The 16,053-nt window shown below is 68.8% G+C and carries 14 protein-coding genes; 9 read left to right on the top strand and 5 right to left on the bottom strand.

Translation table 11 applies throughout. The features are described from left to right. Positions 1–14: 14 nt before the first annotated feature. The 3 genes from E0W80_RS09745 to E0W80_RS09735 all read right to left on the bottom strand — a co-directional run bounded on the left by E0W80_RS09745 (position 15) and on the right by E0W80_RS09735 (position 3,424). Entirely contained in the window at positions 15–1,598 is a 1,584-nt protein-coding gene (locus tag E0W80_RS09745; protein ID WP_131492293.1) for an FGGY-family carbohydrate kinase, read from the bottom strand. Next, a complete protein-coding gene (locus E0W80_RS09740; RefSeq protein ID WP_131492292.1) occupies positions 1,595–2,314 on the bottom strand; it encodes an L-ribulose-5-phosphate 4-epimerase in 720 nt (239 codons plus the stop codon). Before E0W80_RS09740 ends, E0W80_RS09745 begins: the two co-directional genes overlap by 4 nt. A gap of 99 nt (positions 2,315–2,413) precedes the next feature. Then, on the bottom strand, positions 2,414–3,424 hold the full coding sequence (locus E0W80_RS09735) for a LacI family DNA-binding transcriptional regulator (RefSeq protein WP_131492291.1): 1,011 nt from the start codon (positions 3,422–3,424) through the stop codon (positions 2,414–2,416). A 57-nt stretch (positions 3,425–3,481) separates the two neighbouring features. On the opposite strand from E0W80_RS09735, the gene E0W80_RS09730 reads away from it, so the two are divergent. Further along, positions 3,482–4,327 carry an NAD(P)-dependent oxidoreductase gene (locus E0W80_RS09730; RefSeq protein WP_131492290.1) on the top strand — a complete coding sequence of 282 codons (846 nt, stop codon included), beginning with the start codon at positions 3,482–3,484 and terminating at the stop codon, positions 4,325–4,327. Positions 4,328–4,512: 185 nt separating this feature from the next. Here the strand turns inward: E0W80_RS09730 and E0W80_RS09725 are convergent, their stop codons facing one another. Next, entirely contained in the window at positions 4,513–5,772 is a 1,260-nt protein-coding gene (locus E0W80_RS09725; protein ID WP_131492289.1) for an FAD-binding protein, read from the bottom strand. A 77-nt stretch (positions 5,773–5,849) separates the two neighbouring features. On the opposite strand from E0W80_RS09725, the gene E0W80_RS09720 reads away from it, so the two are divergent. The 5 genes from E0W80_RS09720 (at position 5,850) to E0W80_RS09700 (ending at position 11,786) form a co-directional block, all read left to right on the top strand. Next, the gene (locus E0W80_RS09720) at positions 5,850–6,896 is read left to right on the top strand and encodes a LacI family DNA-binding transcriptional regulator (RefSeq protein ID WP_047524282.1); all 1,047 of its coding nucleotides are present in this window, start codon (positions 5,850–5,852) and stop codon (positions 6,894–6,896) included. Positions 6,897–6,991: 95 nt separating this feature from the next. Then, positions 6,992–8,329: an extracellular solute-binding protein gene (locus E0W80_RS09715; protein WP_131492288.1), complete on the top strand. Its 1,338-nt coding sequence runs from the start codon at positions 6,992–6,994 to the stop codon at positions 8,327–8,329. After that, positions 8,326–9,273, top strand: coding sequence for a sugar ABC transporter permease (locus E0W80_RS09710; protein ID WP_047524280.1), 948 nt, complete (start codon positions 8,326–8,328; stop codon positions 9,271–9,273). Before E0W80_RS09715 ends, E0W80_RS09710 begins: the two co-directional genes overlap by 4 nt. Continuing rightward, positions 9,273–10,199 carry a carbohydrate ABC transporter permease gene (locus tag E0W80_RS09705; protein WP_131492287.1) on the top strand — a complete coding sequence of 309 codons (927 nt, stop codon included), beginning with the start codon at positions 9,273–9,275 and terminating at the stop codon, positions 10,197–10,199. Before E0W80_RS09710 ends, E0W80_RS09705 begins: the two co-directional genes overlap by 1 nt. Before the next feature lie 51 nt (positions 10,200–10,250). Beyond that, positions 10,251–11,786, top strand: a complete 1,536-nt coding sequence (locus E0W80_RS09700; RefSeq protein ID WP_131492286.1) for an alpha-N-arabinofuranosidase — start codon at positions 10,251–10,253, stop codon at positions 11,784–11,786. Between the two features lie 7 nt (positions 11,787–11,793). Here the strand turns inward: E0W80_RS09700 and E0W80_RS09695 are convergent, their stop codons facing one another. Beyond that, entirely contained in the window at positions 11,794–12,798 is a 1,005-nt protein-coding gene (locus E0W80_RS09695) for a LacI family DNA-binding transcriptional regulator (RefSeq protein WP_047524277.1), read from the bottom strand. Positions 12,799–12,964: 166 nt separating this feature from the next. Between E0W80_RS09695 and E0W80_RS09690 the strand changes: the two genes are divergently transcribed. The 3 genes from E0W80_RS09690 to E0W80_RS09680 are packed head-to-tail and all read left to right on the top strand — an operon-like array spanning position 12,965 to position 16,042. Next, positions 12,965–14,254 carry an extracellular solute-binding protein gene (locus tag E0W80_RS09690; RefSeq protein ID WP_047524294.1) on the top strand — a complete coding sequence of 430 codons (1,290 nt, stop codon included), beginning with the start codon at positions 12,965–12,967 and terminating at the stop codon, positions 14,252–14,254. Further along, complete coding sequence (locus E0W80_RS09685; protein WP_052193815.1) at positions 14,235–15,173, top strand: sugar ABC transporter permease; 939 nt, start codon at positions 14,235–14,237, stop codon at positions 15,171–15,173. The genes E0W80_RS09690 and E0W80_RS09685 overlap by 20 nt, the downstream gene beginning before the upstream one ends. Further along, complete coding sequence (locus E0W80_RS09680; RefSeq protein WP_047524276.1) at positions 15,170–16,042, top strand: carbohydrate ABC transporter permease; 873 nt, start codon at positions 15,170–15,172, stop codon at positions 16,040–16,042. The genes E0W80_RS09685 and E0W80_RS09680 overlap by 4 nt, the downstream gene beginning before the upstream one ends. The last annotated feature ends 11 nt before the right edge of the window (positions 16,043–16,053 follow it).

Raw genomic sequence — 16,053 nt, 5'->3', positions numbered from 1 at the left:
GAAGCGCAGATGCGTCAGAGGGATGCGACGGCCGCAGCCTCGACGGCCAGACCCGCGCGGTAGCGATCGAGGTAGGACGAGAAGCCGGCGACGTCCGCCGGATCAGGGTCGACGACAGCGACGGATGCCGAGGCGAAGACCCGCTGGTCGAGGTAGTCCCCCAGCGTGAACTCGTCGGCCGCGGCGAGGTAGGAAGCGAGCACCGCGATGCCCCATGCCCCGCCTTCCGAGGCGAGGTCGCCGACCGCGACCGGAGCCGCGAGCGCCCCGGCGAGGAACCGCTGGGCGACCCCGGCGGTGCGGAACATGCCTCCGTGGGCGAGCATCCTGTCCAGCTCCACGCCCTCCGCGGTGAGAACCTGCATACCGAGGGCGAGGGTGCCGAACACGCCGTACACCTGCGCACGCACGAAGTTGGCGAGGTGGAAGTCGCTGTCGGGCGTGCGGACGAACAGCGGTCGCCCGGCGGCGAGCCCGGCGATCGGCTCTCCGGCCAGGTGGTTGTAGGCGAGCAGCCCGCCGGCGTCAGCTTCTCCTACCAGTGCCTCACGGAACAGCACGTCGAACACGGCGTCCTCGTCGAGAGGCTGCCCCGCCGCTGCGGCGAAGCGTCCGAACAGGCCCGCCCACGCGGCGAGCTCACTGGCCCCGTTGTTGCAGTGCACCATCGCCACGGCGTCTCCCGCCGGGGTGGTGACGAGGTCGAGTTCGTCGTGCTGCTCCGCCAGCGGCCGCTCCAGCACGACCATCGCGAAGATGCTCGTGCCGGCACTCACGTTTCCGGTGCGCGGAGCCACGGCGTTCGTCGCCACCATCCCGGTTCCGGCGTCCCCCTCGGGCGGGCAGAGGGGGATGCCCGGCCGCAGCGCTCCGGTGGGGTCGAGGAGGGCGGCACCGTCGTCGGTGAGCGTCCCTGCCGCCGCCCCCGCCACCCGCACCGCCGGGAGCAGCGCGGTCAGCGGGGTGGGAAGCCGATCGCCCGCGAGCTCGGTGTAGGACCGCAGCATCCCCGCGTCGTAGTCGGCCGTGGCCGCGTCGATCGGGAACATGCCCGAGGCGTCGCCCACCCCCAGGACCCGCTCGCCGGTCAGTGCGTGATGCACGTACCCCGCGAGCGTCGTGACGAAGTCGAGGCGGGGCAGGTGCGGTTCCGCATCGATCACGGCCTGATGCAGGTGCGCGATCGACCAGCGCAGCGGGATGTTCACCCCGAGAGCCGCGCGGAGCTCGGCGGCGGCGGGCCCCGTGTTCGTGTTGCGCCAGGTGCGGAACGGGACGAGCAGCCCACCGTCGGCGTCGAGGGCGAGGTAGCCGTGCATCATCGCCGAGATGCCGATCGCCCCGAACGTCTCAGGGCGGATGCCGTGCCGCCGCTCGACGTCGTCCACGAGCCCGGCATATGCGGCTCGCAGCCCGGTCCAGACGTCGTCGAGCGCGTAGGTCCACAGGCCGTCTTCGAGGCGGTTCTCCCAGGAGAAGGTTCCGGTGGCGAGCACCTCGGCCGGGTCCGAGCCGACCAGGCAGGCTTTGATCCGCGTCGACCCCAGTTCGATGCCGAGACTCGTGCGGCCGGCGGCGATGTCGTCGCGCGCGCTCATCGCCGGGAGTCCGTGCTCTGGCCGTAGACGTGCTGGTAACGCTCGTAGAGGCTGTCGATCGCTGCCTGCGGAATCGGGATCAGGGGCCCCGCCTCCCGGGCGAGATGCACGGTGCGAGCGACATCTTCCACCATGACCGCCGCCTTCACCGCATCCTTCGCGTCGGCGCCGATGGTGAACGGCCCATGGTTCTGCATGAGCACCGCCCGCGAACGATGGCCGCTGAGGGTCTCGACGATGCCACGACCGATCGAGTCGTCGCCGATGATCGCGAACGGCCCGAGCGGCACCGGACCGCCGAACTCATCGGCCATGGCGGTGATGACGCAGGGGATCTCCTCGCCGCGCGCCGCCCAGGCGACCGCATAGGGCGAGTGCGTGTGCACGACTCCGCCGACCTCCGGCATGTGCCGATAGACGTAGGCGTGCGCGGCGGTGTCGCTCGAGGGTGAGCGTTCACTGCCCTCGGTGCCGGCGATCACGTTCCCGTCGAGATCGCACAGGATCATGTTCTCGGGCGCGAGGTCGTCATAGCTCACCCCGGACGGCTTGATCACGAAGAGATCGGCACCGGGGACACGCCCGGAGACGTTGCCTCCGGTCCAGACGACCAGCCCGTAACGGACCAGTTCGCCGTGCAGGCGGGACACATCCGCGCGGACGGTGGCGATCGCCCTCTCGATGTCGGGGGCGAAGGTGGGGGCGTCGTCGCTCACGGCTACCTCGATCGTCGTGACCGGTCACTGTGACCGGTCACGGAAGTCTGTCACGGCTGCTCGGCACCCGTCAACCCGCCGCCCCGGCGAGCGCAGCTCTCAGCGCGGAGGAGCGATGGAGGCGCGCGAGACCAGCACCGGCGCCACGGCGGCGAGATCGGAGGGGGCCGCGGCTCCGTCCCCGATCACCGCAGCGACAGCCCTCCGGGCCAACTCGTCGAAGTCCTGGCGCACGGTCGTGAGAGCGGGCCAGTAGTAGGCGGCGTCAGGAGTGTCGTCGAACCCGACGACACTCACGTCGTCCGGGACGTCGAGCCCCGCCTCGTGCAAGGCGCTCAGCAGCCCCAGTGCCATCTGGTCGTTCGCGGCGAACACCGCGGTCACGCCGGACCGTCGCACCGCTTCGACCGCGGCGTGCCCCGACCCGGCCGACCAGTCCCCCGCGATCACGGGGCCGGGCGTCAGGCCACGGGCGGCGAGCTCCGCGGCGAATCCGTCGGCGCGCGACTCCGCCTCCAGCCAGTCGGTCGGCCCGGCGAGGTGCGCGATCCGCGTGTGCCCGGCGTCCGCGAGCGCGGCCACCGCCAGTCGCGCACCCGCGACCTGATCCACCGACAGCCCGGTCTCACCGAGCCCGGCCGAGTGCAGGGTCACGACGGGCACCCCGATCCGGAGTGCGGCGAGTGCCTCGAGCGTCTGCGCGTGCGGGGCGACGACGACGATCCCCTCCACACCCTGCACGACGAGGTGATCGACCGCAGCGACCACGGCCTCCGCATCCGCCGCGTCGGCGAACGCGGCACTCACCCAGTAGCCGGCCTCCCGCGCCGACGCCTCGAGCGCGGCAAGACTCCGCGACGGACCGTACTGCAGGGCGTCCGACGCCAGCACCCCGAGAGTCCGGGACCGTCGGGTGCCCAGCGCCCGGGCGGCGTTGTTCATGCGGTACCCGAGCTCCGTCATGGCCGCTCGCACGCGCTCCTGCGTCTCGGGAGCGACGTCCGGGTGGTCGTTCAAGACTCGCGACACGGTCTGACGGGACACCCCGGCCCGGGCGGCGACGTCACGGACGCCGATGGATCGGCCGCGGCCGTTGCTCGTGTCACTCACGCCGACGAGTGTACGGCGTGGGCGTCCGCCACTCCGTCGGCATGGCACCCTGGTGACATGCGCATCGCTCTCACCGGTTCAACGGGCAAGCTCGGACGCGTCGTGGCACGGGAACTCCGTGCGAGCGGCCACGAGGTCATCGGCATGGACGTGGTGGGGGCCCGAGAGCCGGACTTCGTACAGGTCGATCTGACGGACTACGGCCAGGTCGTCGACGCGTTCGCGGGGGTGAACGACACGCACGCCGGCATCGACGCGGTGGTGCACCTCGGAGCGATCCCGGCCCCCGGCATCCGCACCGACGTCGCCACGTTCCACAACAACATGCCGGCGACGTTCAACGTGTTCTGGGCCGCCGTGCGGCTCGGGATCCGTCGCATCGTCTACGCCTCGAGCGAGACCGTCCTGGGGTTGCCGTTCGACGCGCCGCCTCCCTACGTGCCGGTCGACGAGGAGTATCCGCCACGTCCGGAATCCGTGTACTCGCTCGTGAAGACGCTCGAGGAGCAGCTGGCGACCGAACTGGTGCGGTGGCAGCCGGAACTGTCGATCACGGCCCTGCGGTTCTCCAACGTGATGGTGCCGGAGGACTACGCGGAGTTCCCCGACTTCGACACCGACGCGCTGCGCCGCAAGTGGAACCTGTGGGGCTACATCGATGCCCGCGACGGGGCCCAGGCGATCGAGCGGGCGCTCGAGAACGCGCCGGTGGGCTTCGATCGGTTCATCATCGCGGCGGCCGACACCGTGATGTCGCGGCCCAACGCCGAGCTGCTCGCCGAGGTCTTCCCCGACGTGCCCGTCACCCGCGCGGTGGCTCCGAACGAGACCCTGCTGTCGATCGACAAGGCCCGCCGCGTCCTGGGCTACGCCCCGCAGCACTCCTGGCGCGACCACGTGTGAGCCCCCCGCCCGTCCGGCCGATGCCTGTGCTCCGGCCGACGCCTGTGCTCCGATCGACGCCCGGTGCTGCGGTCGCGATATGGCAGCGAGAAACGCTGTTTCGGCTGCCATATCGCGACCGGAAGCCACGGGGACCGTGCTGGGACCGGACGGACCGGAGCGCGCAGGGGCGGGACGCGAGCGGACTAGAGGCCGAGCCGCTCCAGGTAGGGGTTCACCAGGCGGCGGTCCGGGTCGTAGCGGGCGGCGAGTGCGGCGAAGTCGTCTCCGCGCGTGTATCGCGAGCGCGTCTCGGCGCCGTCGAGGGTGAACACCTTGCCCCAGTGCGGACGCGCCGTTGCGGGAAGCGCTGCCTCGATCGTCGGCAGCAGAGCGCGCACGGCCTCCTCATCCGGCTTCCAGGTGAAGTGGAGACCGACCGCATCCGTCCCGTACGACGGGCTGAGCCACAGACTGTCTGCGCGCACGGTGCGTATCTCGTTCACCAGCAGCAGGGGCGCGATCTGCCCCGCGAGGGTCCGCACGGCCTGGATCGCGGCCACCGCATCCTCACGCGGCACGAGGTACTCGCTCTGGATCTCGGCGCCGGCCGAGGGGGTGAAGTCGAGCCGGAAATGCGGCAGCCGCTCGAACCACGGCCCGGCGACCCCGAGCTGTTCGGTGCAGGCGATGGGGTCGACGCCCAGGATGGGGTGCCGCTTGCTCACGGCAGCGACCGCTCCGAGCCGTTCGAACAGGGACACCCGGGCGGCCTCGCGCGCTTCGGGCAGACGCTGCTTGACCCAGATCTGGTCGATCACATCGGTGCGCTCCCACGTCGAGAACAGGCTCACACTGGTGCCGATCGAGGTGACCTCGTCGAAGTCGGCGAGCACCGCGTCCCAGTCCGGATGCTCGAAGACGTGCTGAGCGATCTCGTAGGTCGGCTCGACGTCGAGGGTCACATCGAGGACTGCACCGAGAGCTCCGAGGCTCACGACCGCGCCGTCGAAGTCGGCGTCCCCCCGCTCCAGTCTGCGGGTCTCGCCGGAGGGCGTGAGGATCGTGAGGCCTCGGACCGCGCTCGCGAGCGAACCGATGGCGTCGCCCGAACCGTGCGTGCCGGTGGCCACCGCTCCGGCGACGGAAATGTGCGGGAGTGAGGCCAGATTGGCGAGCGCGAGTCCCTCCGCGTCGAGCAGGGGCGCGATGTCGCCGTAGCGCGCGGCACCGGAGACCCGCACGGCCGTCCGGTCGGCGTTCACCTCGAACACCGAGGGCAGACGGTCGAGCGCGAGGAGCACGCCTTCGGTGTCGGCGATGTCGTTGAAGCAGTGCCGTGAGCCGAGCACGCGCACTGGCCCGCCCTGCCCGAGCAGGGCGCCGAGTTCGTCGACGGACTCGGGGTGCGCGACCGCCGAGGCCCGGTACGTCAGGTTGCCTGCCCAGTTGCGCTCGCTGCTCATTGCGCCATGATAGCCACCCATCGATCGACTACATCGATGTACTCCGCGCATGCCAGTCTCGGCGCTAGGCTGACCGGATGACAGCGCTGCCGCCGCCCCGCGCCACCATGAAGGACGTCGCGGCCCTCGCCGGGGTCTCCCCCAAGACGGTGTCGAACGTCGTGACCGGCACGGTTCCCGTCAATGAGAGCACTCGGGCCAAGGTCGAGTCCGCGATGGCGCAGCTCGACTTCGTTCCCAACCTCAGCGCGCGGGGACTGCGCAAGGGGCGCTCCGGGATCATCGCCGTCGCCCTCCCCGATCTCGCGACCGCATTCTCGGCAGAGCTCGTGCATCGCATCGTCGAGGCTGCGCACGGCAAAGGCCTCGCCGTGCAGATCGAGGAGACGGCATCAGAGCCCGAGCGTGAGAAGGAGTTGGTCTCCCGCGCCCGCGCGCACCTGGTCGACGGCCTCATCCTCAACCCCATCCGCCTCGAGGACAGCGTGCTGAAGTACGCCGACCGCCTTCCGCCGCTGGTGGTGATCGGCGAGGTGGAGCAGAACCGTGCCGACCATGTGCGCATCGACAGCCGACAGGCTGCCGCCGACGCGACGCGGCATGTGCTGGCCCGCGGCGCGACACGGGTCGCGGTGGTCGGCGCCGACGACGATCCGTCGATCGCGACGGCCACGAGCCGGCTGCGCCTCGAGGGCGTGCACGATGCGCTCCGCGAAGCGGGCATCGCCCGGGATACTGCCCTCGAGATCAATCGTCTGCCCTGGTCGATGGCCGGTGGCGCGGAGGCGGTGCGTGTCCTGCTCGATCGCCGTGTGCCCTTCGACGCGATCGTGGCATTCACGGATTCGCTCGCGCTCGGGGCCCTGCACACCCTGCACGACAACGGCATCCGAGTGCCGCACGACGTCATCGTGACCGGCTTCGACGATGTCGAGTTCTCGCGGTTCACCTCCCCGGCACTGACCTCGATCGCGTTCGATCGACAGGCGTTCGCGATCGCGGCACTCGGCCTGTTGGAGTCCCGCATGGACGACCGCACGGCTCCGCCGCGGGCACTCACCCTCTCGCACCACCTCCTGGAACGCGCGAGCACGGAGGGCCGCCCGGCCGGCTACCGCCCCTGACCTCCGCCGGCATCGGAGCACGATCGATGCTTGCAGATCCGATTACATCGATGTAATGATGAGTCGTCCACCCGCCCTGTCACGAAGGAGTGACGATGACGCCCCCGCTCGATCTGTCCAGAAGGCAGTTCCTCGCTGCCACCTCCCTCGCCGCCGGCGCGGCCCTGCTCAGCGGGTGCGCTCCCGGTGCGGCATCCGCCACCGGCCCGCAGACCCTGCAGTTCTGGCACCTGCTCAGCGGAGGCGACGGTGTCACCATGTCGCAGCTGTTGGATGAGGTGAACGGTGCACAGAGCGCCTTCCGCATCCGCCCGACCGTGCTCGCGTGGGGCACTCCGTACTACACGAAACTCGCGATGGCGGGTGCCGGTGGTCGCGCCCCCGATGTCGCGATCATGCATGCGACCCGCACCGTCGGCTGGGCCCCGGGCGGACTCCTCGACCCCTGGGACCTCGACCGCCTCGCCGAGCTCGGCGTCGACAGCGCGACCTTCCCCGCTCCGATCTGGGAGAAGGGCTTCGTGGGCAGGGACATGTACAGCGTCGCCCTCGACGCCCACCCCTTCGTGATGATGTTCAACACCGACATCTGTGATGCCGCAGGCGTCCTGGACAGCGACGGGGCATTGGCAGAGACGTCTTCTCCCGAGGAGTTCCTCGACCAGTTGCGCGCAATCGGGGGCTCTGCCGAGGGGCATGCGCTGTCCTACGGCTACCTCGGCGACGGCGCCCAGATGTGGCGCCTGTTCTACACCTTCTACTCGCAGCACGGCGCGGCCATGGAACTCCCTCCGGGCGGGCCCGCGACGATCGACAAAGACGTCGCCGTCGAATCACTGTCTCTGATGCGCACCCTGCTCGACGGGGAGATCGCCCTGGCACAGGCCGACTACGGCAGCGCCATCGCCGAGTTCGCCACCGGCAAGAGCGGCATGCTGTTCACCGGTGTCTGGGAACTCCGCACCATGCAGGCCGCCGGGATCCCGTTCGACGCGACGATGATCCCCACGCTGTTCGGCACACCGGCGGTCTACGCCGACTCCCACTCGTTCGTGCTCCCGCATCAGTCCCACGCCGACCCGGTCCGACGCGATCTCACCTACGAGTTCGTGGCCGACATGCTCAAGAACTCCTTCGGGTGGGCCGAGGCCGGGCACATCCCCGCATTCCTCCCCGTGACCGAATCCCCGGAGTACGCGGACCTGATCCCCCAGGCGAACTACGCCGACGCGGCCCAGCACGTCGTGTACGACCCGACCGCATGGTTCACCGGGTCCGGTTCGAACTTCCAGTCCGAGTTCGGCGCGGCCGTCCAGGGTGTGCTGCTCTCGGGCGACGACCCGGCGACCGCGATCGACCGCTTCGAGGCGCGGGTCAACACCCTGCTCCGACAGCCGAACCCGGCAGACCCCGAGGGGACGTTCGAATCATGACCGCGCTCACCGATTCCACGCGCACCATCGTCACCGGGTCCCGCACCACCCCGCGGGGTCGCCGCGCCGGCTCGCGCAACCGCGAACAGCTCATCAGCTGGGCCTTCCTCGCGCCGTTCCTCGTGGCCTTCGTCCTGTTCCTCGTCTGGCCCATCATCCACGGCATCATCCTCAGCTTCACCGACCAGTCCCTCACCGGGGCCGGCGGCGCGTTCATCGGCTTCGCCAACTACGCCGAGGCGTTCGGCGACCCGAAGATGTGGCAGTCGATGGGCAACACCGTCTGGTTCACGCTGCTCTCCACGGTGCCTCTCGTCGTGGTCGCCCTCGCGATGGCGGCTCTCGTCGACCGCGGCATCCCGGGACAATGGTTGTGGCGCCTCTCGTTCTTCATGCCGTTCCTGCTCGCCTCGACCGTGATCTCGCAGATCTGGGTCTGGATCTTCAACCCCCAGGTGGGCGCGGCCAACAACATCCTCGAGTTCTTCGGTCTCGAACCGCTCGCCTGGCTGCAGAATCCCGACACGAACATGCTGTCGATCGTGATCGCCACCGTGTGGTGGACCGTGGGCTTCAACTTCCTGCTGTACCTCGCCGCGATGCAGAACATCCCGCCGCAGCAGTACGAGGCCGCTTCCCTCGACGGCGCCGGCGCCTGGCGACAGTTCTGGTCGATCACCCTCCCCCAGCTCGGCCCGGCGACCGTCCTCATCCTGATCCTGCAGATCCTCGCCTCGCTCAAGCTGTTCGACCAGGCGTATCAGATGCTCGGCGGGGTCGCGAGCGACACCACCCGCTCCATCGTGCAGTACATCTACGAGGCCGGTTTCGTCAGCTACCGGTTCGGCTATTCGGCCGCCATCTCCTACGTGTTCTTCGCCCTCATCGTCATCCTCGGCGTCGCGCAGGCCCTGATCACGCGCCGCCGGAAGGAGCAGCTCTGATGTCCACCGCCACCGCATCCCCCGTCGTCCCCACTGCCACCGAGACGATCACGACGGCATCGTCCCGTCGTCCCCGGCGGCCACGTCTTCCCGGCCAGAACCCCTTCGGCCCACTCCGCATCGCCGCTTTCGTCGTGCTGCTGCTCCTCGCGGTCGGCTGGCTGCTGCCCTTCCTCTGGGCGGTCGCGACCGCATTCAAGACCGAGACGGATGCCGCCTCCGGCGATCCGGGCTGGATCGGCGCCAGCGGACCCACGATCGAGGCGTTCACGGCGATCCTCTCGCAGGGCAACGTCTACGTGTGGGCTCTCAACAGCCTGCTCACGTCCGTCGCGATCACGGTGATCACGCTGGCCATCTCCGCCCTCGCGGCCTATGCCTTCTCCCGCCTGGACTTCACCGGCCGCAGGTGGTTGTTCGTGGCGATCATCGCCTCCATCGTCGTCCCGCCCCAGGTGCTGATCATCCCGCTGTTCTACGAGATGCTCGCGTTCAACCTGGTCGACACCTACGCGGGGCTGATCCTGCCGCAGGTCGTGGCCCCCGCGATGGTATTCATCCTGAAGCGGTTCTTCGATGCCATCCCGATCGAGCTGGAAGATGCGGCACGGGTCGACGGCGCCGGACGGTTCCGGATCTTCTGGTCGATCGTGCTCCCCCTGTCCCGTCCGATCATGGCGTCGGTGGCGATCTTCGTGTTCATCAGCGCCTGGAACAACTTCCTCTGGCCGTTCCTGGTCATCAACGACACGACGCTCATGACGCTGCCGGTCGGCCTGCAGACCGTGATCAGCGCCTACGGCGTGCAGTACGCACAGGCCATGGCGCAAGCCGTGCTCGCGGCGCTGCCCCTGATCGTGGTCTTCATCATCTTCCAGAAGCAGATCGTCAAGGGAGTCGCGACCAGCGGCTTCGGCGGTCAGTGATCCCTGCCCTCCCGCACCACCCCACCCGCAGAGCCAGACCCGAGGAGAACAATGTCTCAGGCCCGCATCACCATCGACCGCGACTTCACGATCGCCGACGTCCCCCGGAGACTCTTCGGTTCGTTCGTCGAGCACATGGGTCGCTGCGTCTACACCGGCATCTACGAGCCCGGTCATCCTCAGGCCGATGAGCGCGGCTTCCGCCGCGACGTCCTGGCTCTGGTGAAGGAGATGGGACCGACCGTGGTCCGCTACCCCGGCGGCAACTTCGTGTCCGGATACCGCTGGGAAGACGGTGTCGGCCCCGCAGAGGACCGGCCGGTGCGTCTCGACGGCGCCTGGCACACCGTCGAGACGAACGCGTTCGGCCTGCACGAGTTCATGGCCTGGGCGAAAGAGGCCGACGTCGAGGTCATGGAGGCCGTGAACCTCGGCACCCGCGGTGTCGAGGAGGCCCGCGCCCTCGTCGAGTACGCGAACCACCCCGGCGGCACGTACTGGTCGGATCTGCGTCGCAGGAACGGGGCCGAGCAGCCGTTCGACATCAGGCTGTGGTGCCTCGGCAACGAGCTCGACGGCCCCTGGCAGATCGGAGGCAAGACCGCGGCCGAATACGGGCGGCTCGCGCAGGAGTCCGCCAAGGCGATGCGACTGGTCGATCCTTCCATCGAGCTCGTCGCGGTCGGGTCGTCCGGCCGCTCGATGCCGACGTTCGGCACCTGGGAGCACACGGTGCTCTCGCACGCCTACGACGAGGTCGACTTCGTCTCGATGCACGCCTACTACCAGGAGCACGACGGAGACGCCGAGTCGTTCCTCGCCGAATCCACCGACATGGACGCCTTCATCGAGGGCGTCATCGCGACGGTGGACGCGGTGAAGGCCGCGGGCAAGCACACGAAGCAGATCGACATCTCGTTCGACGAGTGGAACGTGTGGGATCAGGTGAAGTACAACGACGTCGAGGCGAAGGAGATCGAGAAGGCCGGGTGGAGGCAGCACCCTCGGCTGATCGAGGACACCTACAACGTGACGGATGCCGTCGTCGTCGGGACGCTGCTCAACAGCCTGCTGCGGCACGGCGACCGTGTGAAGATCGCCAACCAGGCGCAGCTCGTGAACGTGATCGCACCGATCCGATCCGAAGAGGGCGGAGCGGCCTGGCGCCAGACGAGCTTCTGGCCTTTCGAGCGCATGGCGCGTCTCGCGAAGGGCCGCATCCTCCGACTCGCCGTCTCGGCGGCGCAGATCGAGACGAAGCGCTACGGCGGCGTCGACGCGGTGGACGCCGCCGCCACATGGGACGAGGCGACCGGTCGGGTGGCCGTGTTCGTCGCGAACCGCTCGCTGGACGAATCCAGCGACCTGACGATCGACCTGCACGGGCTCGGCGACCTGCGCGTGGTGGAGGCCGAGACCCTCACGATCCCCGAGGGCGGCGACCGCCACACGTCGAACCTCGAGACGGCTCCCGACAGCGTCCACATGGTGCCGCTGGGTGCGGTCGAGGTCGTGGACGGTGCGGTGCGCGCGACCCTGCCCCCGCTGTCCTGGTCGGTCATCCAGCTCGAGGTCGCTCGCGCCTGACCCCGGCCTACGTGCGGGCGATCGCCGCCGTGGTCGCCCGCACGACCAGCCTCGTCGGCAGGGTCACGTTCATCTCCTCGATGGGCTCGCCGGCGAGCAGCGCGAAGACCATCTCCGCGGCCACCGCCCCGAGGCGACGCATCGGCTGCTGGATGGTGGTGAGCGGCAGGGCTCGTCGGGTGGCCTCCGGCACATCGTCGAACCCGACCACCGAGAGGTCCTGCGGCACCCGGAGCCCGAGCTCGTGCGCGACCTCGATCACGGCGATGGCGGAGAGGTCGTTCGCGGCGAACACAGCCGTCGGCCTCTCCGGACCCGCCAGGAGGATCCTCGCCGAATCCCGCGTCGTCTCCAGCTCGTAGCGCCCCGCGCGGATCAGGTCGGGATCCACCGGGATGCCGGCGTCGGCGAGCGCACGCCGATAGCCGGCGTCACGCAGTCCCGCGGAGCGGAGGTCGGGACGACCGCCCAGGAAGCTGATCCGGCGATGGCCGAGCTCGAGGAGGTGGCGGGTCGCGGTGAGAGCCCCGCCGAAGCTGTCCGACTCGACCGTCGGCAGGTCGGCCCGGCCCGTGTGCGGGTCGATCGCGACCACGGGAATCTCGGCCGAGGCCCCCACGACGGTGGGCGTGACCATGATCGCGGCATCGATGAGCGTTCCGGAGAGGCGGCTGAGTGATCGGCGCTCCCACCCCTCGCCCTGTCCGTGCCGCGACCCGCTGTACGCGAGCAGATCGAAACCGGTGCCGTGCACCGCTGCGCCGACGCCCTTGAGGATCTCGGCACTGAACGGCTCGAAGTCGGCGAGGAGCACCCCGATCACGCCGGTGCGTCTGGCGCGCATGCTGCTGGCCACCAGGCTCGATTCGTAGCCGAGCTCCTGCACGACGTCGAGCACACGTCGGACCGTCTCATCCGCGATCCCGTAGCGTCCGTTGACGGCTTTCGACACCGTCGACACCGAGACGCCCGCCGCCTTCGCGACATCGTGGATCGTCGTTCTCCCGCTCATGATCGCCCAGCGTATCCGGCTGCGCGCCCGCCATGGAAACTGTTTTCGAAAACGTTTGACGAAAGTTCTCGACGACAGCAGACTGCAACGCGACGCGGTCGCACCTCCTGCCACCGCGGCGCCCGCAGAGACGCGCGGCGCAACTCTCGATGAGGAGAACGATCACATGAACAGCACACGGCGCTCCCTCGTGTCCCTCGCCACGATCGCCACGGTCGGAGCTCTCGCGCTCAGCGGGTGCACGGCCGGCTCGACCGACGACGGCGGAGACTCGGCGATGACCCTCTGGCACAACTCCACGACGGGACCGGGGGTGGAATTCTGGGAGCAGACCGTCGCCGACTTTGAAGAGGCGAATCCCGGCGTCACCATCGACATCCAGTCGATCCAGAACGAGGATCTCGACGGCAAGCTCCAGACCGCTCTGAACTCCGGCGATGCCCCCGACATCTTCCTGCAGCGCGGCGGCGGCAAGATGGCCGCGATGGTCAAAGCAGGACAGCTCAAGGACCTGACCGACTCGATCACGGGTGCCGCTGCGGAGGAGATCTCCGATGCCGCCTACTCGGCGAGCAGCCTCGACGGCAAGATCTACGCCCTTCCCGTGGCCGTCCTCCCCGGAGGACTCTTCTACAGCCAGGACCTGTTCGACGAGGCGGGCATCGCCGAGAACCCGACCACGCTCGACGAGCTCGAGGCCGCGACCGAGAAGCTCAAGAGTGCGGGGATCGATCCCGTCGCCCTCGGCGCGAAGGATGCCTGGCCCGCAGCGCACTGGTACTACTGGCTGGCCCTGCGCGAATGCAGCTCGGACACGCTCGCCCAGGCTGCCGATGAGATGAACTTCGACGACGACTGCTGGGTGCGCGCCGGTGAAGACCTGCAGGCCTTCGCAGCCACCGAACCGTTCAACTCCGGCTTCCTGACCACGACCGCGCAGCAGGGCGCCGCCAGCTCGGCCGGACTGATCGCCAACCACAAGGCGGCCATGGAGCTCATGGGCGCTTGGAACCCGGGCGTGATCGGCTCCCTGACGCCCGACCAGAAGCCGCTTCCCGACCTCTCGTGGTTCCCCTTCCCCGAGGTGGAGGGCGGCGAAGGCGAGCCGGGCTCGATGATGGGTGGCGTCGACGGGTACTCGTGCTCGGTCGATGCGCCGGATGCCTGCGTCGACTTCCTCAACTACCTGGGCACCTCCGAGGTGCAGACCGCCTACTACAAGGCGTTCAACGCTCCGCCGGTGAACACCGTCGCGCAGGAGGCCGTGACCGAGCCGTACCTGCAGGCCATCCTCGAGGCCTACAACGCCGCACCGTACGCCACGCAGTGGCTGGATACCGTCTACGGACAGAACGTCGGCAACGCCCTCAACGTCGCCGTCGTCAACATGCTCGCCGGTCAGGGAACCCCGGAGGACATCGTCAAGGCCGTCCAGGATGCCGCAGCAAAGGCATAGGGTCTCCGCCCGGCTGGAAGTGATCCTTCTGGCCGGGCCGGCCCTCCTCGTCTTCCTCGCCTTCGTCATCTTCCCGGTGCTGATGGCGGGCTACTACGGGTTCTTCAGCTGGCAGGGCTACGGCCCTCCGACCGACTTCGTCGGGCTCAAGAACTACCTCACGATCCTGCAGGATCCGCTGTTCCACGACGCGCTCGCGCACAACGGGTTCATCCTGGTCTTCTCGCTCGTCTTCCAGGGGCCGGCGGCGATCCTGCTCGCCCTCCTGCTCAACCGGCGGATGCGCGGTCAGTCGCTGATCCGCGTCCTCATCTTCATCCCCTACGTGATCTCCGAGGTCGTCGTGGGAACGGGATGGAGCCTGATGCTGCAGACCAGCGGTGCGTTCAACGACCTGCTGGAGAAGATGGGCCTCGGATTCCTCGCGAACGACTGGCTCTCGAATCCGGACATCGCGATCTGGACGCTGATGGTGATCATCACCTGGAAGTACGTCGGATTCGCGGTGATCCTGTTCCTCGCCGGGCTCCAGGGCATTCCCGAGGAGCTGCACGAAGCCGCCGCGATCGACGGCGCCTCGTACTGGCAGATCCAGTGGCGCATCACGCTGCCCCTGCTGGCTCCGACGCTGCGCATCTGGGCATTCCTGTCGATCATCGGCTCGCTGCAGCTGTTCGACCTGGTCTACATCATCTGGGGGCAGTACATCGCCTCCACCGCCGGGACCTCGACGATGGCGACCTACATGGTCTCCGAAGGACGCAACGCCGGCAACTTCGGGTACGGCAACGCCGTCGCGGTCGTGCTGTTCCTGATCTCGCTCGTCGTGGCGCTCGTCTACCAGCGCGCGGTGCTACGACGCGACACCGACGGCGCCCTGACCGGCGCCCCTGCACGGAAGAAGAGGACGACGCGATGACCGCCACCTCGCTACTCGTCACCCAGCGGCCGGGGCGCGCCCCGCGCGCGCGGCTGCCGTGGGCCAACCCGACCGTCTACTTCGTCGCACTGATCGTCGTCGGATTGATGCTCGCTCCGATCGCGTACATCATCATCGGCGGTTTCCGCACGAACGCCCAGATCACGACCGACCCGTCAGGGCTGCCGAGTCCGTGGCTCATCCAGAACTACCTCGACGTGATCACGGGCGGCATCTTCTGGCGCCAGGTGCTCAACTCGACCATCGTCGCCCTCGCCACCACCATCGGCGTGGTCGCCCTGGGGCTGATGGCGGCCTACGTGCTCGCCCGCTATCGGTTCGCCGGACGCGGAGTGCTCTACGCGTTCTTCGCCGCCGGCCTCATGTTCCCGCTGACCGTGGCCATCACGCCGCTGTACATCGTGGTGCGGAACCTCGGCCTGATGAACTCCCTCGGTGGGGTCATCCTGCCGCAGATCGCCTTCGCCCTGCCGACGACGATCATCATCCTGGTGCCGTTCCTCCGGGCGATCCCCGACGAGATCCAGGAAGCCGCGTTCATCGACGGATGCAGCAGGATCGGCTTCTTCTGGCGCATGGTGCTGCCGCTGTCGATCCCCGGCGTGATCACCACCGGCATCCTCGCGTTCATCGGCAGCTGGAACGGGTACCTCCTCCCGTTGTTCATCCTCAACGATGCGGCCTCGTTCACGCTCCCCCTCGGCGTGCAGTCGTTCGCCTCCCAGTACTCCGTCGACACCGCGAAGGTGCTGGCATTCACCTCGCTGTCGATGATCCCCGCCCTGATCTTCTTCAGCTTGTTCGAGCGCCGGATCGTGGGCGGACTGACCGGCGCCGTCAAGGGTTGACGATGTCGACC

Source organism: Microbacterium sp. PI-1, from assembly GCF_004337555.1.
Lineage (GTDB): Bacteria > Actinomycetota > Actinomycetes > Actinomycetales > Microbacteriaceae > Microbacterium > Microbacterium aurugineum.
The sequence above is the reverse complement of the archived record's forward strand: the minus strand, read 5'-3'. Positions and strand labels throughout refer to the sequence as shown.

Excerpts from the sequence above, each read along its gene's own strand:
- E0W80_RS09745 (WP_131492293.1), bottom strand. The coding sequence starts at position 1,598 with ATGAGCGCGCGCGACGACATCGCCGCCGGCCGCACGAGTCTCGGCATC.
- E0W80_RS09730 (WP_131492290.1), top strand. The coding sequence starts at position 3,482 with ATGCGCATCGCTCTCACCGGTTCAACGGGCAAGCTCGGACGCGTCGTG.
- E0W80_RS09725 (WP_131492289.1), bottom strand. The coding sequence starts at position 5,772 with ATGAGCAGCGAGCGCAACTGGGCAGGCAACCTGACGTACCGGGCCTCG.
- E0W80_RS09720 (WP_047524282.1), top strand. The coding sequence starts at position 5,850 with ATGACAGCGCTGCCGCCGCCCCGCGCCACCATGAAGGACGTCGCGGCC.
- E0W80_RS09715 (WP_131492288.1), top strand. The coding sequence starts at position 6,992 with ATGACGCCCCCGCTCGATCTGTCCAGAAGGCAGTTCCTCGCTGCCACC.
- E0W80_RS09710 (WP_047524280.1), top strand. The coding sequence starts at position 8,326 with ATGACCGCGCTCACCGATTCCACGCGCACCATCGTCACCGGGTCCCGC.
- E0W80_RS09705 (WP_131492287.1), top strand. The coding sequence starts at position 9,273 with ATGTCCACCGCCACCGCATCCCCCGTCGTCCCCACTGCCACCGAGACG.
- E0W80_RS09700 (WP_131492286.1), top strand. The coding sequence starts at position 10,251 with ATGTCTCAGGCCCGCATCACCATCGACCGCGACTTCACGATCGCCGAC.
- E0W80_RS09695 (WP_047524277.1), bottom strand. The coding sequence starts at position 12,798 with ATGAGCGGGAGAACGACGATCCACGATGTCGCGAAGGCGGCGGGCGTC.
- E0W80_RS09690 (WP_047524294.1), top strand. The coding sequence starts at position 12,965 with ATGAACAGCACACGGCGCTCCCTCGTGTCCCTCGCCACGATCGCCACG.
- E0W80_RS09685 (WP_052193815.1), top strand. The coding sequence starts at position 14,235 with ATGCCGCAGCAAAGGCATAGGGTCTCCGCCCGGCTGGAAGTGATCCTT.
- E0W80_RS09680 (WP_047524276.1), top strand. The coding sequence starts at position 15,170 with ATGACCGCCACCTCGCTACTCGTCACCCAGCGGCCGGGGCGCGCCCCG.